Origin of the sequence: Kamptonema formosum PCC 6407 (assembly GCF_000332155.1) — a bacterium.
GTDB classification, from domain to species: Bacteria; Cyanobacteriota; Cyanobacteriia; order Cyanobacteriales; family Microcoleaceae; genus Kamptonema; species Kamptonema formosum.
This window is the reverse complement of sequence record NZ_KB235898.1, coordinates 822554-844530: the sequence shown is the minus strand read 5'-3', so window position 1 is coordinate 844530 and position 21977 is coordinate 822554. Positions and strand designations below refer to the sequence as shown.

General features: G+C 44.2%; 18 protein-coding genes. 10 read left to right on the top strand and 8 right to left on the bottom strand.

Annotated elements, in window-relative coordinates; translation table 11 throughout:
• Positions 1-295 precede the first annotated feature (295 nt).
• Entirely contained in the window at positions 296-1948 is a 1653-nt protein-coding gene (locus OSCIL6407_RS0103635; protein ID WP_007355561.1) for an alpha-amylase family glycosyl hydrolase, read from the top strand.
• 302 nt (positions 1949-2250) lie between these two features.
• Here the strand turns inward: OSCIL6407_RS0103635 and OSCIL6407_RS0103620 are convergent, their stop codons facing one another.
• The 4 genes from OSCIL6407_RS0103620 to OSCIL6407_RS0103605 all read right to left on the bottom strand — a co-directional run bounded on the left by OSCIL6407_RS0103620 (position 2251) and on the right by OSCIL6407_RS0103605 (position 5619).
• On the bottom strand, positions 2251-3423 hold the full coding sequence (locus OSCIL6407_RS0103620; RefSeq protein WP_019486924.1) for an LptF/LptG family permease: 1173 nt from the start codon (positions 3421-3423) through the stop codon (positions 2251-2253).
• Positions 3424-3616: 193 nt separating this feature from the next.
• A complete protein-coding gene (lptB, locus tag OSCIL6407_RS0103615; protein WP_019486923.1) occupies positions 3617-4345 on the bottom strand; it encodes an LPS export ABC transporter ATP-binding protein in 729 nt (242 codons plus the stop codon).
• A gap of 134 nt (positions 4346-4479) precedes the next feature.
• A complete protein-coding gene (locus OSCIL6407_RS0103610) occupies positions 4480-5013 on the bottom strand; it encodes an LptA/OstA family protein (protein WP_026103645.1) in 534 nt (177 codons plus the stop codon).
• Between the two features lie 195 nt (positions 5014-5208).
• Complete coding sequence (locus tag OSCIL6407_RS0103605; RefSeq protein WP_019486921.1) at positions 5209-5619, bottom strand: DUF309 domain-containing protein; 411 nt, start codon at positions 5617-5619, stop codon at positions 5209-5211.
• 435 nt (positions 5620-6054) lie between these two features.
• Here OSCIL6407_RS0103605 and leuS point away from each other — a divergent pair, with 435 nt between their 5' ends.
• A complete protein-coding gene (gene leuS, locus OSCIL6407_RS0103600; protein ID WP_007357825.1) occupies positions 6055-8613 on the top strand; it encodes a leucine--tRNA ligase in 2559 nt (852 codons plus the stop codon).
• A gap of 151 nt (positions 8614-8764) precedes the next feature.
• On the opposite strand, the gene OSCIL6407_RS0103595 is transcribed toward leuS, so the two are convergent.
• The 3 genes from OSCIL6407_RS0103595 to OSCIL6407_RS0103585 form a co-directional block, all read right to left on the bottom strand.
• Positions 8765-9937 (bottom strand): CO2 hydration protein, encoded by a 1173-nt coding sequence (locus OSCIL6407_RS0103595; RefSeq protein WP_007357824.1) that lies wholly within the window; start codon positions 9935-9937, stop codon positions 8765-8767.
• A gap of 223 nt (positions 9938-10160) precedes the next feature.
• A complete protein-coding gene (locus tag OSCIL6407_RS0103590) occupies positions 10161-11660 on the bottom strand; it encodes an NADH-quinone oxidoreductase subunit M (protein ID WP_007357823.1) in 1500 nt (499 codons plus the stop codon).
• A gap of 188 nt (positions 11661-11848) precedes the next feature.
• Positions 11849-13723: an NAD(P)H-quinone oxidoreductase subunit F gene (locus tag OSCIL6407_RS0103585; RefSeq protein WP_007357822.1), complete on the bottom strand. Its 1875-nt coding sequence runs from the start codon at positions 13721-13723 to the stop codon at positions 11849-11851.
• Positions 13724-14254: 531 nt separating this feature from the next.
• Between OSCIL6407_RS0103585 and OSCIL6407_RS0103575 the strand changes: the two genes are divergently transcribed.
• The 8 genes from OSCIL6407_RS0103575 to OSCIL6407_RS0103545 all read left to right on the top strand — a co-directional run bounded on the left by OSCIL6407_RS0103575 (position 14255) and on the right by OSCIL6407_RS0103545 (position 20130).
• Entirely contained in the window at positions 14255-14566 is a 312-nt protein-coding gene (locus tag OSCIL6407_RS0103575) for a carbon dioxide-concentrating mechanism protein CcmK (RefSeq protein WP_007357821.1), read from the top strand.
• An 85-nt stretch (positions 14567-14651) separates the two neighbouring features.
• A complete protein-coding gene (locus OSCIL6407_RS0103570) occupies positions 14652-14993 on the top strand; it encodes a carbon dioxide-concentrating mechanism protein CcmK (protein ID WP_007357820.1) in 342 nt (113 codons plus the stop codon).
• A gap of 140 nt (positions 14994-15133) precedes the next feature.
• Positions 15134-15436, top strand: a complete 303-nt coding sequence (locus tag OSCIL6407_RS0103565; protein ID WP_007357819.1) for a EutN/CcmL family microcompartment protein — start codon at positions 15134-15136, stop codon at positions 15434-15436.
• Between the two features lie 84 nt (positions 15437-15520).
• Positions 15521-17170: a ribulose bisphosphate carboxylase small subunit gene (locus OSCIL6407_RS0103560; RefSeq protein WP_007357818.1), complete on the top strand. Its 1650-nt coding sequence runs from the start codon at positions 15521-15523 to the stop codon at positions 17168-17170.
• Between the two features lie 162 nt (positions 17171-17332).
• A complete protein-coding gene (locus tag OSCIL6407_RS0103555) occupies positions 17333-17959 on the top strand; it encodes an LbetaH domain-containing protein (protein WP_007357817.1) in 627 nt (208 codons plus the stop codon).
• A gap of 160 nt (positions 17960-18119) precedes the next feature.
• Entirely contained in the window at positions 18120-18899 is a 780-nt protein-coding gene (locus OSCIL6407_RS0103550) for a carbon dioxide-concentrating mechanism protein (RefSeq protein WP_007357816.1), read from the top strand.
• A 95-nt stretch (positions 18900-18994) separates the two neighbouring features.
• Positions 18995-19129 (top strand): hypothetical protein, encoded by a 135-nt coding sequence (locus OSCIL6407_RS38280; protein WP_407635874.1) that lies wholly within the window; start codon positions 18995-18997, stop codon positions 19127-19129.
• Positions 19126-20130, top strand: coding sequence for a tetratricopeptide repeat protein (locus OSCIL6407_RS0103545; RefSeq protein WP_007357815.1), 1005 nt, complete (start codon positions 19126-19128; stop codon positions 20128-20130). Before OSCIL6407_RS38280 ends, OSCIL6407_RS0103545 begins: the two co-directional genes overlap by 4 nt.
• 161 nt (positions 20131-20291) lie before the next feature.
• Here the strand turns inward: OSCIL6407_RS0103545 and OSCIL6407_RS0103540 are convergent, their stop codons facing one another.
• The gene (locus OSCIL6407_RS0103540) at positions 20292-21950 is read right to left on the bottom strand and encodes a mucoidy inhibitor MuiA family protein (protein WP_007357814.1); all 1659 of its coding nucleotides are present in this window, start codon (positions 21948-21950) and stop codon (positions 20292-20294) included.
• Between the last annotated feature and the right edge of the window lie 27 nt (positions 21951-21977).

The window sequence follows — 21977 nt, the reverse complement described above, 5'->3', positions numbered from 1 at the left end:
GTAAAATACTCAATGACTCAAAGCTGGCTACTTAAATTTTTACCCTTATTTACCCTTAGCTTTCTGGCTCTCTAAATAACTAAATCCTGATGACTCTTGACTTCTGACAGATAATATTCTTTTGAGATGGGTAACTAGCGATCGCTCCACCATCATATTAACCCTTAGCGCTCTGCAAATCTTGAGGAATAGATGGCGAGATGGAAATACTATACTCAAGAAAGATGCCTGAGTTCGCTTGAGTTTGCCACAATCAAGATATCAACTTCAAAATATCTTAAATCAAAGGGTAATTATGGCTAGTCCAATTGAATTCAAGCTGTTTGCTCCCTACAACAAAGGAGCTGCCTTGATCGGGACTTTTTCTAATTGGGAGGAAATCCCCATGGAAAAAGGAGAGGATGGTTTTTTCCGTACTCAAGTCGAATTGGAAGATGGTAGCTATCAATATAAATTTAAAATTCAGTCAAAAAGTTGGTTTGTAGAACCAGATCAATGGATAGAAATAGTCGATCCCTACGCTACCGACATTGATAACCCCACCCAAAACGGCATTGTCCGCATCAAAGATGGCGATCGCATAGTCGATACCTACGTCTGGCAACACGATGATACACCCCTACCAAGCGATCGCGAATTAGTCATCTACGAAGTCCACGTCGCCGACTTTTCTGGCGGCGAAGACGATCCCTACGCTCGTGGCAAATACAAGCACGTCGTCGAAAAATTAGATTATCTGTGCGATCTCGGCATCAACGCGATCGAACTAATGCCAGTCAAGGAATACCCAGGCGACTACAGTTGGGGTTACAACCCCCGCTACTTCTTAGCTACAGAGTCCAGCTACGGCACCACAGAAGGCTTAAAAAACCTGATCGACGAGTGTCATGGTCGCGGCATCCGTGTAATCATGGATGGGATTTTCAACCACTCAGAATCATCCAGTCCTCTCACCCAAATCGATCACGATTATTGGTATCACCACTCTCCCCGCGATCCTGATAACAACTGGGGGCCGGAATTCAACTACGAGCTCTACGATAAAAATTTAGATATAAAACCTGCGTGGCAATTCATTGGAGACGTAGTACGTTTTTGGGTGCAAGAATATCACATTGATGGCATTCGCTACGATGCTGCTCGGCAAATTGCCAACTACGATTTCATGCACTGGATAACTAACGAAGCGAAACAAGTTGCGGGCCCGAAACCCTTTTATAACATTGCCGAATTCATTCCCGACAATCCTAGCATCACGAATGTAGACGGCCCGATGGATGGCTGCTGGCACGACAGTTTTTATCATTGCATTATTGAATATCTCTGCGGTGAACCCGTCGATCTAGAAAATCTGAAAGATATCATTGACTGCAAGCGACAAGGGTATATGGGTACTACGAATGTCGTCAATTATCTGACAAATCACGACCATAATCATGTCATGGCAGAACTAGGCGATCGCGGCATCTTAGATGAAGCAGCATTTAAGCGCGCGAAGTTGGGATCTGCTATAGTAATGACAGCCGTTGGTGTGCCGCTGCTGTGGATGGGTGAAGAATTTGGCGAGTACAAATACAAAACAATTGAACAAGCTAAAATCGATTGGACGCTGTTAGGAAATGAATTGAATAGCGGTCTGTTTCAATATTACAAAGGCTTGATTCACCTCCGTAGAGAAAACCACGCGCTCTACACGGAAAATATCGAATTTTTCCACGAAGATCCTGAATTAAAAGTTCTCGCTTATACTCGCTGGAATGATGAAGGCTCTCGCGTTGTAGTTGTAGTCAATTTCTCAGATAATTACTTGGCTGGCTATAGCGTTCCTAATTTCCCAGCTAATGGGACTTGGCACGAGTGGACTGGCAATTACGATGTAGAATCTGGCGATGATAATATTATTCTCGATCTGGCAGAATACGAAGCAAAAGTTCTTGTGTGGCAGTGATTTAGTTTGAGGACTTAGGCTCACAGCTCCAGAAACCGGGTTTTTTAGAGAATCTGTAGGTCACGCAGGAGGCTGCTATGCAGGAGGCAGGAGGCAGGAGGCAGGAGGCTGCTATGCAGGAGGCAGAAGGCTGCTATGCAGGAGGCAGAAGTCAAAACGAAGTAAGTAAATCCACTTAATTAAACATAAGATACTGATGGCTAAAAAGTTTGCTGTATAAGCGTTCTTCCTTCTCTCCTAGATAACTAAATCTTTCTTCCTTCTTCCTTCTTCCTTCTTCTTTCCTCATCCTCAATTTAGCCTTACCGCGAAGCACGCACTAACAGTAACCCGCCTACCCCCAAACCACAAATCATCGGTAGCCAAGCAGCCATTACTGGAGTCAAAATAGCTTTCAAGCCCATTGAACTGGTGATAAAAGAGAATACATAATAAGTAAAAATTACGATCACGCTAATCCCAAAACTGGTAGCTCTACCAGTCCGCTGTGGCTTAGTTCCCAAAGCAGCTCCTACCAAACCAAAGACAATACAAACAAAAGGCAAAGCATACTTTTCTTGAATTCGCACCTTAAGCTTACGAATTTTCTGCTCGTCGCCACTCGATCGAATTAAATTCAAATAATCTATAGCTTGAGCAATGTTCATTTCCCCATAGTCCCGCGCTTTTGCGGCTAAGTCTAAAGGGGTGCGAGGTAATTGTAGTTGTTGATGTTCAAAGCGGACAATATTACGGTAAGAGCCATCAGGAGCAACTATGTAAACAGTACCATTGAAAAAATCCCAGGAATTTTGAGCTGGGTTCCAAATAGCTGATTCTGAGGAGATAATTTGGTTTAGTTCCGGTTGGGAACGATCGAGAATAGTCAAACCTTTCATCTGCTTACCGTCAAATTGTTCGGCATAAAATAAGCGCGTAAGTACGCTTTCTTCACCATTACCTTTGTCAACGTTACGAAATTCTGGATAGAAAATGTTTTTCTCTTGAAATAGGGGTTTTTCTCGCTTTAGAGCTCGATCTAGAGTAACAGTTGCTTGATAGTTAGCAGCGGGAACGATTAACTCGTTCATCGCAAAAGTCATACCTGTAACAGCCAAACTCAGAATAACTGCTGGTACTACTAGCCTGTAGACATTAATACCGCAACTGCGGAGAGCTACGATTTCGCTGTCGCTAGACATTCGGCTATAAGCCATTAAACTTGCCAATAGCATTGACATGGGAAATGCCAATACAATGAAATAGGGCATTTTCAACAGAAAAATTTGGATGGCAGTGCTGAAGGGTAAGCCTGATTCTGTGACTCTTCGCACTAATTCAAATACGGCTCCAACAGTTACGCCGACTGATGAAAATAGGCCAACGCCAAACAAAAATGGGCCGATGAGTTCTTTGGTAAGGTACCAATCCATTACCGAAATTCTGGGAAGCCGCCAGCTAAACGAATTGAAAGTTTTGGATATTTCTAATTTCATCACTTTAGTGTTCTCATTGACTCCGCTCCCTCCAATCGATTAAAAGTTAAAAATTAAAAATTAAATCTCACAATTTTTAATTTTGCATTTTTAATTTTTAATTGATTAAGTTGCCCCGCTCCCCTGCTCCCCTGCTCCCCTGCTCCCCTGCTCCCCCGCTCCCCCGCTCCCCTGCTCCCCCTCTTAAAGCTGGCTAGCGCTGGAAACTGTCGCCTAAGTAATACTGTCGCACTAAGGGGTTGCTGTAAAGTTCTTCAGCTCCCCCGGAAGCTAAAATTTGCCCGTCTCGCATGATGTAAGCTCGGTCTGTGATTTCTAGGGTTTCTCGAACGTTGTGGTCAGTGATTAAAATGCCGATGTCGCGATCGCGCAATTTAGCTACTATAGTTTGAATTTCCGACACGGCGATCGGATCTACCCCCGCAAATGGTTCGTCCAACAAGAGAAACTTGGGCCCCTCTGGCCCTGCGGCCAAAGCTCTTGCCAATTCTGTGCGCCTGCGCTCTCCCCCTGAAACCTGTACCCCTAAATTATTTGCCACTCTTTCTAAACGGAACTCCCGCAATAGAAAATCGAGTCGCTCCCGCCACTCGCGGCGCGGTACTTTAGTTTGCTCCATCACTAGCAGTATATTGTCCCGGACGCTCAAGTGCCGAAAAATGCTGGCTTCTTGAGCAAGATAGCCGATACCCAAATGCGCTCGCTTGTGCATTGGTAAGCCTGTGATGTCCAGATCGTTAAGCCAAACTATACCTTGATTCGGTCTTTCTAAACCTGTAGCTATGTAAAAGGTTGTGGTTTTGCCTGCACCGTTGGGGCCGAGCAATCCCACTATTTCCCCTTGGGTTACTGAAATGTTAACTCTACTGACAACGGGGCGCTTTCCATAGGATTTGTGAATATTTTCCAGAACAATTTTCATGTTTGAGCGCAGCAGCCTCCACAGCAGACACTTTAAAATTTTAAAGTCCAATGGATCGAGCCTGGATCGAAGCAAGATCGCGGAATTATCTACAGTGGTAGATTTTTACAGGCAAAATTTCCTCGATCGCCTATCTATTGCCGAGGGGCTGTGGGAGGACTCATTGGCGTTTTAAAGGCTGGTTTGGGATTGTAGGGAGGAGTTTCCGGGCTGGCGGTGCTTTGAGCTGCTGCGTCCTGTTCTGGGGAGACGATGTAGATCGATTCGACTTGTCCTTGGGACTCTGGCAAGGCGATAAAGCGTCCTTCGTCGATCAGGTAGGTCACGGTTTCGCCGCGCAAACTGTTACCTTCCTGCAAGACGTAAACATCACCTCGGAGGACGATGCGGCGTTCGCGGCTGAAATATTGAGCTTGAGTTGCGGTTGCCTGAATTTGCCGGGAGGGATAGTTAATCTGGACGTTACCGCGTGCGGTGACGATGCCTGTTTTTGAGTCGGCTTCTTGGATGTCAGAACGCACTGTGAGGGTGCGACCGGGCCCACTTTTGCTGGGCGGGTTGGCTTGGGGATAGGTGGGAGAAGCGATCGCGCCTGCTAGGGTAAAGGGCAATAGCAGTGCTAAGCCTTTGAATGTAAGTGAGTTAAGTATTTTAGCGGAGAACATCATAGCGTGTGAGGCTCAGAAATTGGAGAATATGCTGAAGGGGAAACCTCCAGCTTTGGTACTGAGGGAGTGACCACTTAGGTATTTTATCCAATCATCCTAGCAATACAACCGCCTAATCAATCGACTATTTTGCTGGTTTGCTGAAACTGGAAGGATTTTATCGCTTTTTTCCTTCTGCCTGCTGCTGAAATAGGGTTAATTTGCTGTCACTTTGCAAATTCTCGGCAACTCCAAACTCCCTGGAGGCTCTACACCTGTTAACATTGGCAGAAAATCACTTACTTTCTCTGGGCCAGCCTGTTGCAAAGCATTCAACAGTTGAGCGCTACGCCCGATTAAATCTTCAACGTTAATTTCCGCGTAAGTGGGCTGATAATAGTTCAGTCGATTTATTCCTTCTCCCAGTAATATTACCGCACCGCGCCAGTTGCGATTGCCTAAGTGGTAGAGGGCGACGGCAATTTGCAAGATTCCTTGATAAAACCTTTTCTGGGGTTCGCTTGCTTCCATCCACAAGGCCTCTAGAGTATCGTGGCAAGCGTAGAACTCGCGATCGTTAAACTGTTGCACTCCCTGCCAAAACTCAGTCGGTATTTCCAAGTCCATTCGATTGTTAATTTGATGGGGCGATCGCTCTGTCAAAACTATAGATTAAATCAATTAAATAATTATACCATAGATGAAATAGCAGTTTTTTATTGGCTACCTACACTTTTAATTCGCGATTAAGCGATCGGACATAATTAAAAGTAGGGTGGGCGCTCGCCGCCAATCGCTTGTAATTCATCGCTAAATCCAATTAAAAATTAAAAGTTAAAAATTAAAAAGGCAATTAATTAAATTTTTAATTTTTAATTTTACATTTTGAATTCTTGAAAGAGGCGAGCGCCACCTTACAAGTTATAACGTTTATTTATATTCACCTACTTACCAGTTTTCAGTTAACAGTTAACAGTCAACAGTTAACAGTTAACAGTTAACAGTTAACTGAAAACCGCTATAGTAAAGATAAATATGACTGACTAAGCAAGAGAGACTTCCGTGCAACCATACACCCCCTTATCCATCGAGCAAAAATGGCAGAAGGCTTGGACTGAACAAGGCTTAGACAAAACGCCAGAAACCTCAGACAAACCTAAATTTTATGCCCTGTCCATGTTTCCGTACCCATCTGGCAATCTGCACATGGGTCACGTCCGCAACTACACGATTACCGACGTAATTGCCAGACTCAAGCGGATGCAAGGCTATCGCGTGCTCCATCCGATGGGGTGGGATGCCTTTGGGCTTCCCGCAGAGAACGCCGCGATCGAGCGACGCATTCCCCCTGAAAAGTGGACATATCAAAACATTGCTCAGATGAGATATCAATTGCAACAACTCGGCTTTTCTATTGACTGGAGCCGAGAAGTTGCGACCTGTTCTCCTAATTATTATCGTTGGACGCAATGGCTGTTTTTACAATTTTTTAAAGCGGGATTAGCTTATCAAAAAGAAGCAGCCGTGAACTGGGACCCAATCGACCAGACAGTATTAGCAAATGAACAAGTTGATAGTGAGGGGCGTTCTTGGCGTTCTGGTGCAATAGTCGAGCGCAAAATGTTGCGCCAGTGGTTCTTAAAAATTACTGACTATGCCGAACAACTATTAAATGACCTGGATAAATTATCAGGTTGGCCGGAAAGAGTTAAGTTAATGCAAGCTAACTGGATTGGCAAATCTGTAGGCGCTTATTTAGAATTTCCTATTGTGGGAATGGATGAAAAAATAGGCGTATTTACTACTCGACCCGATACGGTTTATGGTGTTACTTACATTGTCCTCGCACCGGAACATCCTTTAACAAAGAAAGTAACAACAACTGAAAGAATGACTGCTGTAGAAGCCTTTATTAAAGAAGTTTCTACCCAAAGTGAATTAGACCGGACAGCCGAAGATAAGCCCAAGCGCGGTATTCCCACTGGTGGCAAAGTAATTAATCCTTTTACAAATGAGGAAATACCCATTTGGATTGCTGATTATGTCCTGTTTGAATACGGCACTGGGGCAGTTATGGGCGTACCTGCTCACGATACGCGGGATTTTGTATTTGCTAATCAAAATCAGTTGCCCATTAAAGTTGTAATTGTCGATGATGATGAACTTCCACTAACAGCAGCTTATACTGAACCTGGAATTATGATTAATTCTGGTGAGTTTAATGGTATGGCTTCAACTAAGGGGAAAGAAGCTATTATTCGCCACGCCGAAAATCAAGGTTATGGCAAAGCGCGAGTACAATATCGCTTGCGAGATTGGTTAATTTCTCGTCAACGTTATTGGGGAGCACCCATTCCAGTAATTCATTGTCCTCAGTGCGGAAGTGTCTCTGTACCTGATGAAGATTTGCCTGTATTATTGCCAGAAAATGTGAAATTTACAGGGCGCGGCGGTTCGCCTTTAGCACATTTAGAAGATTGGGTAAATGTGCCTTGTCCTAGTTGCGGAACGCCTGCAAAGCGGGAGACTGACACGATGGATACCTTTATTGATTCTTCCTGGTATTTCTTGCGTTTTCCCGATGCCAATAATGAGGAAAGCGTGTTTGATTCGGCAAAGACAAATGACTGGATGCCGATAGATCAATATGTAGGAGGAATCGAACACGCGATTTTACACTTATTGTATTCGCGCTTCTTTACCAAGGTATTGCGAGACTGCGGTTTGATCGATTTTGACGAACCATTCCAGCGGCTATTAACTCAAGGGATGGTACAGGGAATTACGTATAAAAATCCCGTGACTAAGAAATACGTTCCCTCAGCAAACATAGACTCTACTAATCCTAAAGATCCGCAGACCGGCGAAGCCTTGGAAGTCTTTTATGAAAAGATGTCCAAATCGAAATATAATGGTGTTGACCCCTTGGAAGTAATGGCTAAATATGGGGCAGATACGGCGCGAATGTTTATTTTATTTAAAGCGCCACCAGAGAAAGATTTGGAGTGGGATGATGCTGATGTTGAAGGGCAATTTCGCTTTTTAAATCGCGTTTGGCGGTTGGTAACGGAGTTTGGTGCTACTCTTCCCAATTCTGTTGGTAAACAGGAGGAAGTTCCTACCTCTTTGAGCAAAGTTGAGAAGGATTTACGGCGGGCAATTCACACGGCAATTAAGGAAGTAACGGAGGATTTAGAGGGGGATTATCAATTTAATACGGCTGTCTCTGAAATGATGAAGCTCAGTAATGCAATTAGCGATTCTACTTGCAAAGACTCGCCAATTTATGCTGAAGGTATGAGAACGCTAATTTTGCTCTTAGCACCTTTTGCGCCGCATATTGCTGAGGAGTTATGGCAGATTATTGGCAATAGTGAATCTGTACATCATCAAACTTGGCCTGTTGCGGATCTCTCTGCTTTAATTGCTGATGAAATTACTCTGGTGATTCAAATTATGGGCAAGACTCGCGGCACAATTCAAGTTCCTGCTACTACTGATAAGGATGCTTTAGAAAAGTATGCTCGTGAGTCGGAGGTTGCACAGCGTTACCTTGAAGGTAAGGAGATTAAAAAAGTGATTGTGGTTCCAGGAAAGTTGGTTAATTTTGTTGTAGCTTAAACTGTTCGTTTTGCTAATAGTCAGTTTTTGTAATTGGTAATTGGTAATTACTCTGCGACTAAAGAAACCGGGTTTTTTGCCGAGTCTATGGGTTATAACGAAGTATTTTCGTAAAAAACCCGGTTTCTGGGCCCTATGCAAAGAGCTAATTCTAACTCTTTCTTTCCGGGAAAAGTTGACAGGCTCTTTCCGTTGGCTTATTAACAAAGTCTAATTGAGACGTTACAAATCGATCCATCCAATTTTCCAAATAAGCACGATTAGCCTTTTGTTCCTCCGCATCAGAAGTATCAATCGGATAAGGTGCTAATCCTAAAATTGCGGCTGTTGTTACGCAAAACATTGACTTCTGAAAACTCTGACAAATTTGCACCCGCAAATCATCTTCACCCCGACAACTCATGCGATAAATTTCGTGCAAATACTCTGGCAAGAAATGCCGCATATCCTGCATTGCTTGAGTCGGCGGAATGCCACCACCTCCTATCGGCAAAGGGTCAGCATATAAAGCACCGTAGGCAAAGTCTGCTTGATTTGAGGGTACTTGATGAGCTTGAGCATTGTAGGAAATTACGCCAAAGAAAGGAGTTCCCCGGAAGAAAATCGCTTCGACATAAGGCACGGCGACATCTACTAAAAATGTCAAGCCAGCAGCAGCAGGAAGGATATCATAGACTTCATTGCCAATCTTGACGCTGTAGGTAATCGGGTTATTTGCTGCTTTTACTAAAGCAGCTTTAATATGATCTACAACTTGTGGAATTGATTTAATTTCTCCTTTATCGTAGCGATCTGATAAAGCAAGAAACATATCGCTCATTACTCGCCAGAATTGCCCTAAACCGCTGTAGTAAGCTAGCACTCGCACTTGTTCGAGCAAAAAGTCAGGGAATAGTCGATTGAGTCCTAGAATTGGCCAATTTCCTTTAACTTTAGCTTTGATGGCCTTCTCAGCAAGGTGGCAAAATTCTGGCGAATCTAAATAAGTATCCAAACCGCCGCCGCCGTGCCAAAGCATCGTTCTCATGCAATACTCGGCATATTCATAATTGATGCGATCGTGCCACCAGTAACGCAGCAATTTAGGCAGATTAATTTCGCCGTTAAAGTATTTGAAAAAGGGGAAAAGTTCTAAAAATTGATTATCTGCAATGTAGATCAGATTGTCGGAATAAGCGCCAATAACTACACCGTAACTTTTCAGAATCCCTACGACTTCTACGAGATTTTCGGCTGAGTCAGGAAGTAAAGCTTCGCCAGATTCTAAACGTTGGATGTAAGAGCTGAGAATATGGGTAGATGGTTTTAATGCAGTTCTTGTCATTTGGGTTCACTCTCTATAACTATTTTTTTATCTGTTCTTATTCTGACTGTTTTGGGTTAGTAAGAAAGAAGCAATTTATTCCTTTTCAGATAGAACTTACGCAAGCTTTACGTAACGCTACCATCTTGGCGGTAAAGTCACCGTCAAGATGGCGGCCGTACTGCGATCCTGCGTAAGTCATGTCAGAGTAAAAAACTTTCAAAAGGACTGAGATGCTTGTTTACTAGAGCTTTGAATCAAAGCTTTGAGATAGTTGGACTACAGACTGCACTGGTGCTACTATTGCTGTGGCTGTGGCCTCGCTGAGTCCAACTACTACGCTGGGCAGCAATCCTAAAATAATAATGATTACAGCTAGTATCATTGGGGGAATGCGATCGCGCCACAATACTTGAGGTAAGTTAATCACTAAATCGGAAAGCCGACCGAAAAAGGCGCGGTTAACCATGATTAAAAAGTACACTGAAGTTAAGCCCGTGCCAATCATGCACAGCAATGTTTGCACGGGAAATACAGGCATACTTCCCCGAAACACTAAAAACTCAGCAATGAATCCCGCCATGCCGGGGATACCTGCACTTGCCATTACTCCTAAAATCATTAAAGTTCCAATCATGGGCAATCCACGTTCGGGATTGAGTAAACCTTTAATTGTGTCTAAATCGCGACTGCCGGATTTTTTGTAAACAACACCAACGCTGAGAAATAGCAGCCCGGAAATTAAGCCGTGACTGACCATTTGCAGGACAGTTCCGATTAAACTCACTGGAGTAGCGGCGGCACTTCCTAATAGGATATAACCCATGTGGGCGATAGAACTATAGGCTACCATTTTTTTCATGTCTTTTTGCGCGATCGCACAACTTGCCCCATAGAGCACGCTGACAACTGCCCAACTTGCTAACCAAGGGGATAAGATTGCCCACGCTTGGGGAAATAAACCTAACCCAAATCGCAACATCCCATAAGTTCCCAATTTCAGCAGTACGCCTGCTAGTAATACGGAAACTGGTGTGGAAGCTTCAACGTGAGCATCAGGTAGCCAAGTATGAAAGGGAACTAAAGGAATTTTAATTGCAAATGCTACCAAAATTCCAGTTAGTAAAATGATTTGGGTTCTCAATGGTAAAGACGATGCCTGCAACGTTTCTAAATCAAAACTGCCAGCCCCGCTGAACCAAACTACACCTAAGAAAGATGCTAATACCAGAATTCCCGCAACCGCAGTGTAGAGCAAAAACTTAGTAGCTGCATAGCCTTTGCGAGCGCCTCCCCAAATGGCAATTAGCAGATAAAGTGGGATTAGTTCTATCTCAAAAAATAGGAAGAACAGCAACAAATTTTGAGCCAAGAATGCACCAGCAACTCCGCCAGCTATCAGCAGCATTAAAGCATAATAAACTCTCGGTCTGTGGATAGATTCATCTGTACTATAGATGGCGATACCTGTCAACAGGCTATTTAAAATTACCAAAGGTAAAGATAAGCCATCAATACCCAGGTTATAGTTTAATCCCAAGGGTTTTATCCAGGGGAGAAATTCAGAGAACTGTAAACCACCAACACTAGGATCGAACTGAGTTGCTAAGAATACAGACCACAGGAAAGCTGCACCAGCAATTACAAGCGAGATCTTCCGAGAAATATTAGGCGCGATGACTCCTGGCCAAAACCCAATTACAGCCGCCCCTAATATTGGTATCCAGATTAAAGCACTAAGCATCAATTAACTTTCCCCCTATTGCACACCCATTGAGTTTGAGTGATATCATATCAAAATCCACCTTTCCCACTTCCAAAAAAAACTAATAGATTGCAGATGAAAATGCAAACAAATACAAATCCCCCAATAGAAATTTAATTCATCTGCATTCATCGGCCAAAGCGCGGCGGCTAACCCAACTTCTGGGGTTAAAAGATGCCAATCATCAGGAATAACAACATCCCCACTCCCACAACAATAGTCAGCACATAAAATTGCGACTGCCCAGTAACGCCATACTTCAATCCTTCTCCACTAAAAAGAGTGGCTAAACCAAACAAATTAACTACCCCATCGATCGCATAGCGGTCAACCCAAGCGCTAGCCTTGGAAATCATCTCAACCGCCCACACCACAGTCAACCGATAAACCCGGTCAATATAAAAGTCATAAGCAAACAAATCCTGCAAATACTTCCAAGGGAGGCGCACTGGTTTCGGCCACAGATCGTAAATGTAAATCGCCCCTCCAATTACCGCCCCAACTAAGCCAGACAGGGCCAATAAAGGTACATCTAACTGATTAATAATCTGTTGTAAAGACCAGACATCAGAATTGTCAACCCAAGGGCCACTCCAACTAATTAATAATTGCCAGTTCTGCAACATCAAAGGCATCAATAGCGCTACCACTATCATCGATACCATTGGTACAGCCATCGGCCATGCTACCTCTGGAGCTCTGCGAGTTTTCGGTTGCGATTTGCCCGCAAACACTAAACCAAATACGCGAGTTAAATTCAAAGTCGTTAAACAATTCACCAACAGCAACACTGCAACTAGCCACCAAGGAACTATCCAAAAACCATTAATCCAGCGCCGCATCGCCCAAAAACTTCCCAGGGGTAGTACCGCCACCATACTTGTAGCGCCGACAACGTAAGCAATAGTTGTAGCAGGCATTTTTGACCACAAACCACCCATTTCTGTCAAGTCTTGAGTGTTAGTTGTCAAAATAATTGAGCCGGCGCTCATAAATAATAGGGCTTTGGCGATCGCGTGCGTAAATAGCAACAGCAGAGCTATATCTACATGATTCTGACCCACCGCAATGAACACCAAACCCAGATAAGCACTTGTCGAATGGGAAAATGCCCGCTTAATATCAATTTGGGCGATCGCTACCAGCGAAGCCCCGATCGCAGTCACAGTCCCAATAATCTCCAAAGTCATACCAGTCAGCGGCGACAGCGCCAAAACAGGCTGTAGCTTAATCAACACATAAGCTCCCGTCGCCACCACCACCGTATTCCGCAAAATAGAAGCCGGATTTGGCCCCTCCATCGCCTCATCCAGCCACAAATGCAGGGGAAATTGAGCGCACTTGCCAATGGGCCCGGCAATCAAAGCCAAGCCCAACAAAGTCGCCGTCAGCGGTGGTAAAGTTGCAGTTTGTGCCCACCGTTCCAAATCCGCAAAATTCAAACTCCCCGCCAGCGTCGAAAGCGTCACCACTCCCATCAGCAGCAACACATCACCCACCCGCTTCGTCAAAAACGCATCCCTAGCAGCCGTCACTACCAAAGGTTGAGCGTACCAGAACCCCACCAATAGATAAGTCGAAAGCGTCAGCATTTCCAGCAAAGCATAAGTCAGAAACAGCGAATCGCTGATCGCAATCCCGCTAATCGCCCCTTCAAAAAAGCCCAGCAACGCGAAAAATCGAGCCAGAGCCCAGTCTTTTTCCATGTATCCCAAGGCATAGATTTGCGCTATCAAGCTCAAACCCGTTACCAACTCCATTGCACCCACGCTCAATGAGGAGATTTCTAGAGCAAAAGACAAATCTAAGTCACCCGCTTGTAGCCAATGCAGGAGTAACTGTTGAGGATCTTGACCCCAAGTCGCCCTGAATAAAATTGACCCATGTATGAAGGCGAACACAGTCATCAATAAATTAAAGTAGGCCGCTGGCCGAGGGCCCGTCCTGCGGATGCTTCCAGTTGACCAAGGCAAGGTTAAAACCGCACCGAACACGCCGTATAAAGGTATCCACCAACAGCTTTGCAGGAGGAACTGAGTCATTGAATTTATCCTTGAAATTTCACTTTGAGGAATTGCCCCCGAAAATCGGGGTTTGGGGGATCTGCCGCGTAAGTCCGATCAACTCTAGAAGTCAGACCAAAGTTGGATTATAGAGTTTTGGCAAAATACTTTCTATTTTGTTTAAATATACCGCTTTGAGCCCCAAATAGTAGAAAGTGCGATCGCCAAAAATCTGCCCCATCCCCCACAGCAAACTGAAGTTATATCAGCATATTTACTTATTCAACAAATTAGATCATAATTGCGATAATTGAAAGGCAAGTACATCTATGAATATTAACTTTATTAAAGAATTATTAAGTTAATTGACGCATTACTAAATTTAATTTTTCTTATTAAAAATTATAATGGCGGTTTATATTGTCAACGGGGCCCCATTCTCCTATTCTTAAAATAGGTAACGTTAAAACCGTTTTCCCAGGCTGAAATGGGTGGGGCTTCCCGTCCAAATTTTCAGAAATCTCAAAGATTTGCACCTTTGATTCTGCTAAATCTCAAAGGAGATCGAATATGTCAATTGCTGTTGGAATGATTGAAACAAAAGGCTTCCCGGCTATAGTCGAAGCCGCTGACGCGATGGTGAAAGCTGCGCGCGTCACCCTTGTCGGCTACGAAAAAATCGGCAGCGCCCGCGTGACAGTCATCATCCGGGGCGATGTCTCAGAAGTGCAAGCCTCAGTCGCCGCCGGCGTTGAATCAGTCAAACGGGTAAACGGCGGAGAAGTAGTCTCCACCCACATCATCGCCCGCCCTCACGAAAACCTCGAATACGTTCTGCCAATTCGTTACACCGAAGCCGTAGAACAATTCCGAGGCTACTAAAAATTGCAAGTTTGCCCTCAAGCAAACTGCAACCCCTTCTTATCAAACGTATATTTCTGCAAATCTTAATTTAGGAGTCAAACCAATGGCAATTGCAGTAGGCATGATCGAAACCCTCGGTTTCCCAGCAGTGGTAGAAGCTGCCGACGCGATGGTGAAAGCCGCTCGCGTCACCCTCGTAGGCTATGAAAAAATCGGTAGCGCTCGCGTGACAGTAATTGTCCGGGGTGACGTTTCAGAAGTGCAAGCCTCAGTCGCCGCTGGCGTTGAGTCAGTCAAGCGAGTTAATGGCGGCCAAGTTTTGTCTACCCACATCATCGCTCGTCCCCACGAAAACCTAGAATACGTCCTGCCCATCCGCTACACCGAAGCTGTAGAACAGTTCCGGGAAAGCGTCAGCGGCATCCGCCCTCTGAACAGACCATAAGACGGAGCATCTAATGAAGCGTGAAGGATAAAACTCGATTTTAGACTTCAGATTTTAGACTTCAGACTTGAGACTTCAGACTTGAGCTTTCAGACTTAAGATTTCAGGCTTAACACATCAAAACTTCCCAATCCCATCAAATGCAAATTGCCAAAGTTCGCGGCACAGTTGTCAGTAACCAAAAAGAGCCGAGTCTCAGAGGATCAAAACTGCTGCTGTTGCAGTTTATAGATGAGGAAGGCGCACCCATGCCCGGATATGAGGTGGCAGCAGATAGTGTAGGCGCTGGTTTTGATGAGTGGGTTCTAGTTACTCGCGGCAGTGCCGCCCGTCAAGCAGAAGGGAACGAACATCGTCCGATAGACGCTCTCGTAGTAGGGATTATTGATACTGTCAGTGTAGAAAATCGCCTCATTTACAGTAAAAAGGACGATTCCCGCTAGTTATGCAATTTGTTAACTGTTAACTGTTAACTGTTAACTGTTAACTGTTAACAAAATTTTGTTCAATGTAGGAGAAATGTAATTATGGCAGTCCGCAGCATTGCGGCTCCCCCGACTCCTTGGTCGAAGAACTTAGCCGAGCCAAAAATTCACGATACAGCCTACGTGCATTCTTTTTCCAATATTATTGGAGACGTGCAAGTTGGTTCTAACGTGCTGATTGCTCCGGGAACATCTATCCGGGCTGATGAAGGTACTCCTTTCCAAATTGGGGACGGAACTAACATTCAAGACGGAGTAGTAATTCACGGTCTAGAGCAAGGCAGAGTAGAAGGGGACGATGGCAAGTCTTATTCCGTTTGGATTGGGAAAAATACTTCTATTACCCACATGGCCTTAATTCACGGCCCGGCTTATGTCGGTGACGATTGCTTTATCGGCTTTCGCTCAACTGTGTTTAATGCCAGAGTGAATAATGGCTGCATTATCATGATGCACGCGCTAATTCAGGATGTGGAAATTCCCGAAGGTAAGTATGTGCCTTCGGGAGCAATCATTACTAACCAGCAACAAGCTGACCGCTTGCCGGATGTCCACGACGCGGATTTGCATTTTGCCCGCCACGTAGTGGGAATTAATGATGCTCTCAGAGCAGGTTATCGCTGCGCTGATAACATCGCGTGCATATCGCCGCTTCGTGACGAACGGAATAAATCATCATCTAAAAATGGGTCGCCGAAGATGCAAACTAGCTATGCAGGCTCGTCAAGTAGCCAATTGAATCAGCAAACCGTTGAGCAGGTACGCAACCTCTTGGCTCAAGGTTACAACATTGGAACAGAATATGCAGACCAGCGTCGCTTCCGCACCAGTTCTTGGCAAAGCGGGCCTTCTTTGCAAGGTAAGCGTGAAGGTGAGGTCTTCGCGACTCTGGAATCTTTGATGAACGAGCACAAGGGTGAATATGTGCGCTTGATTGGGATTGACCCCAAGGCTAAGCGTCGTGTTTTGGAAGAAATTATCCAACGGCCAGGAGAGAATAACTCTAATGGTTCTGCGGCTCCGAAGTCTAATGGGAAAGTTGCTTACGGTAATCACAGTAGTGGTTCTGTGTCAAGTGGCAAGTTGAGTGCAGAAGTTGCCGAACAAGTACGCGGCCTTTTGGCTCAGGGTTACAAAGTTGGTACTGAACACGCCGACCAACGTCGTTTCCGCACCAGTTCTTGGCAAAGCGGAGCGTCAATTCAGGCGACAGGCACAGCCCAAGTAATTGCGGCGATCGAGGCGCTGATGACTCAGTACGCAGGGGAATACGTGCGCTTGATTGGGATTGACCCTAAAGCGAAGCGGCGGGTACTTGAAGAGATTATCCAGCGACCAGACGGCCCTGTTGCTCAAACAGCTAAGGCTAATGGGGGAACAGCTTCGGCAGCTTATAGCTCTAAAGCTTATAGCTCTCATTCCAGTAATGGTTCCTTGGCTCAAGGGACGGTGGAGAAGGTACGTAACTTACTGGCACAAGGTTACAAAATTGGTACGGAACACGCCGATCAGCGCCGCTTCCGTACCAGTTCTTGGCATACTTGCTCTCCGATTGATTCCAATCGCGAAGCTGAAGTGCTTGCTGCTCTGGAAGGCTGTATGAACGAGCATAAGGGTGAATACGTGCGCTTGATTGGGATTGACCCTAAAGCGAAGCGGCGGGTTCTTGAAGAACTCATCCAACGTCCTTAAATATCTGTTGAACCCGCCCCGATCGCAGTGGGCGGGTTTTGTACAGAAGTTATCTGTTGGTTGCAAAAATATCCGCTAAACCCTCCCTTAAAACCGCTCTAGCAGTTTTCCATCGGGTAGGTACTGCTTTTATTAGCAATTAGCAATTAGCAATTACCAATTATGTACGTATCGCCACTGCAACTACTTAGCAACTCTCAGATTTATGTGAGTGGCGATGTAACTGTTGATGAGGGCGCGGCGATCGCGCCTGGTGTCATCCTCAAAGCTGAGCCGGATAGTAAAATAGCGATCGCATCCGGTGCTTGCATCGGTATGGGCACGATCCTCCACGCCCGTGGAGGTACTCTGATCGTAGAAGCTGGCGTTATCCTGGGAACAGGGGTGCTGGTGGTAGGTGCTGGGAAAATTGGCGCTAATGCCTGTATTGGCTCAGGGGTGACAATTTTAAATCCTGCAATTGAGAACTCGCAAATGTTGGCTGCTGGTTCTTTGATCGGAGATAGTAGCCGCCAAGTAACGGCAAGTGTAGAAGCTCCACAGCCTGCTAAGCCGCCTGTGGAAGTCCCCGCGACAGCAGAGGCGAGCTCAGAGCCAGTACCGGAACAAATCGCACAGTCAGTACCGGAGTCAGCCAAAGAAGAGCGATCGCCAGAACCTGCAATGTCCATGGGGATTATGCACGGTCAAGCTCACATAAATAGTCTGATGACGACGCTGTTTCCCCATCGGGCATACTTTAAGAATGAGGAAAACGGTAAGGCTCCCCCTCCTAGTAGCTCCGCATAATTGCGTGCAGATTTCGCTATAATTGGCCCGATCGCGATCGCCAATGCTTTGTGGCAGTAATGAAGTTATGAGTATTTCGCCAATCTGTCTTGGGCTCTGTCAAACTAAAACTATAGATAAGTATTTATTTTGAGTAACTATCCTCTAATGGAGGTTTAAAATGGACACCCACACCCCAAGACCAATCGCTTACGAGCGATCGCACCACGAACAAAGCTTTAAGGATATGGCTCTGGGTTTAGTATCAACCCGAAGTTTTCCTGCGATCGTTGGGACTGCTGATATGATGCTGAAGTCAGCGGGGGTGACTTTAGTAGGATATGAAAAAATTGGCAGCGGTTACTGTACGGCGATCGTGCGTGGCAGAATTTCTGATGTCCGTTTAGCCGTAGAGTCGGGTGCTCAGACAGCCGAACAATTTGGGCAATTTGTTTCTAAGTTAGTGATTGCTAGACCTTTACCAAACTTGGAAGAGGTACTTCCAATTGGGGCACGTTTGTCCGAACTTTCCCTTAGCGGTGGTCACTCTCGCTTGAGCAATCAAGCGATTGGCCTGCTAGAAACGCGGGGCTTCCCGGCAATGGTCGGTGCTTGCGATGCTATGCTCAAGTCAGCCGAAGTACACTTAGCCGCCTATGAAAAAATTGGATCGGGTTTGTGTACCGCTATTATCAGAGGTGCAGTAGCAGATGTGGCGATGGCGGTTGAGGCGGGAATGTACGAAGCTGAGCGCATTGGTGAGTTAAATGCGGTGATGGTAATTCCTCGACCTTTAGAAGATTTGGAGCAAACTTTACCTTTAGCAAGTTGTTGGATTGAAAAGCCAAAAACGGTGCTTTTGCCTATATCGGTTAAGGAAAAGGAAACAGAAAAAGAACTGATTCAGCTTCCAGAATTGGAGGTCGTGCCAATGTATATTGAAGAACAATACAGGGAATAGTTAATGGTTAATGGTTAATGGTTAGTTGTGAGTTATTAGTGGTTAGTTGTTAGTGGTTAGTTGTTAATACAAGTTTTTAAGGGTAGGTACTTCTTATAACTACCAATTACCAATTATCAATTACCAATTATCAATTACCAATTATCAATTACCAATTATCAATTACCAATTACCAATTACCAATTAAATTTTGTACCTTGCCAAGTATTTCTAAGGGAGAAAGCAGATGAATATTAAGCAATTGTACAAGCGTGGTTTAAACAAAGCTAAAAAAGGATACTACGAAGATGCGATCGCGGACTTCAATCAGGTACTTGCAATCAATCCTAGCGATGCCAAAACTTATAACAATCGCGGCCTAGTTTACTATTATCTTAAAGATTACCAGAAAGCAATTACAGATCTTAGCCAAGCACTAGATATTAGCCCTGATTTGTTTGAGGCTTACCTCAACCGAGGAAATGCTTGGCGACATTTAGGAGAAAATCAAAAAGCAATTGAGGATCTTAACCGCGCACTAGAAAGCAATCCTCAAAGCGATGCAATCTATAATAATCGAGGGCTGGTTCTAGCAAATTTAGGAGAATACGATGCGGCAATTCACGATTACGATCGAGCCATAGCTATTAATCCTAGTAACTATAAAACTTATTACAATCGAGGACGGGCTTACTATCTTTTGGGAGATAAGCAGAAAGCAATTGATGATTTTAATCAAACATTACAGCTTAATCCCACTTACATCAAGGGTTATATCAATCGTGGTTTATCCTATCACCACTTAGGAGACAATCTGAAAGCAATTGATGATTATAATGAAGCACTCAAGCTCGATCCAACAAATGTTTATGCGTTCTATAACCGAGGTTGTGTTCGCTATAAATTGCTAGAAATGAAGCTGGCAATTGAAGATTTTGACAAGGCATTACAGCTCGATCCTACTTACGTTAAAGCTTATCTAAATAGGGGTTTAGCGCGATATAAATTGGGAGATGCACCAGGAGCTAATAAGGATTTCTATCACGTAATGTGCATCAATTCTGAAGCTTATTTCTTCTATCAGGCGCAGCGCTGCACTCCTCATGTTAAAGCTTACTCCAAAGAAGCACCGCGCATGGAAGTTAATAATGGTGGGGAATATTTCAATACAACTTTAGGCTCTCTTTGGGACCCAGATGATTTGATCAATAGATCGGAAATTATTTGTGAAGGTGAGTTTCTCAATGATTAGAATTTGGTAATTGGTAATTGGTAATTGGTAATTGGTACGCCGCAGTAGTTTCAAAGTATTGCGATTGCTAAGCCCTAACGGGCAGGCTACGCCAACGCTTGGCTTGCAATGACAACTAACAACTAACCACTAACCACTAACCACTAACCACTAACTATTAGCTAAATATCTAAACCCAATATATTTAAGTCAGGAGAATGCTCGACGACAAACTGATAGTATAACTCTTGTTTACCTTGAGGTGGAAGCTCGATTACCCATTCTAACAAGCCCATTTCTCCTAGTTGTACCTTTGGATTAGTCAGAGTAAGGCGCACCTTTATTTGCTCGTTGCGACTCACTGGTAGTTGCTCTTTCAGGGTCAAACTTGCTGAGACTTGTCGTAAATTTGTAATGATCAGCCGATAAGCATAACTCGTGCGTCGCTGATTACCGATTAATTTCTTATCTACTTGTCTTTCAACTAACTCGCGCTCAATCTTTAACCCTTCATCAATACCTAAATTAAGCTTAAATTCTTGGCCAGGGGCAATATTTTCTAACTGGGTTGTACCAACAAAAGTGTTGTCCCGAAAGATATTAGCTTTCCCTGGTAATAATGTCGCTCCAGTGAGAGGATTAGTTACAACTGCTTGTAAATAGGCGAAACTAACTAATCGAGGAAGAACAATATATTCAGGGTGACTGGGGTAATTTTCATTAAAAATAGTTACTTTTTGCGGATTTCCATCATTAGGGATATTGCTATTTCCTCCTATTTGAAATGTGACTACACCGCCTTCTGTAGAAACTGTGGCTGTCGCCGTTTGAGCGGCTATGGGTGCGGATGCTGGAAATACGCTCCCTAGATTTTCTTCGTCTTCCAATACCATATCTGCGGCCCTAAATATTTCTTCGCTGGCTGCGGTTTTTCTCATAGTTCTTTGTCTCATAAATTCTGGCTTGTCGATAGGTATTGGGTGAAATACATCGATATACCAAGGGTCAAGCTTAGGCGGTAAAGTTCCTAATCCTGGTTTAGCTGTAGACAAAGTGAGTGCTATATTTGTCCAATCTTCACCTGTATTCTGATTGACTTCGGCTAAGTAACTAAGATTAATTTGGTTGTCGGTGGTGTTTACGCGCAAGTCATAAAGTGGTGTCCAACTGGCTCGATTTATCATATAAGACACTTCTAATTCAAAATCGCCACTTTCACTTGCTTCTATGGCAACAAAAATGCTAAAACTTTCTTGAGGACGATGATTTTGTATTTGCTGTAATTGTCTGCGGATAGCTTGTAATTGTTTATCTAACTGTTGCTGCTGTTTTTCTAGCTGCGCTATCGCGCCGATATATTTCCGGTAATTTTGTCCTAAGAAATTTAATAATTCTCCAGTTTCATTCAAGCCAACCTGTTGTTTTGCCAGACTACTAGAAAAGAAACCGACTGATTTATCGCTTAATCCTTCGACAAATTTAAGTTGTAATTTTCGCGCTGTTAATTGATCTGCAATTGTGCGTTTTTGTTCTTCTAGCTGCTCGATTCTTTTAGATAATAATCTATTTTTTTCTTCTACTGGTTCAGTTGTAAAGATTTGTTCTGTGCGAACCCCTAATAAGTTTACTGCTATTGTACCGGCACCAGTTGCTCTTACAGACTCAGTTTGAATTGTTCGGGGGAGAGAGGCGATAACTAATTCTTTCTCGTTCCCAGTTAATGTTACTAAACCTCGGCGCGTCACCCGCGCTTGATTTGTGTAGACGGTTACTTCTGAGATTTGGGAGTCTACTATTTTGATATGTTCTCGATCGGGATTGGGTAATTCTGAATTAGTCATTGCTACTAATACCTTTACGAAATTCTT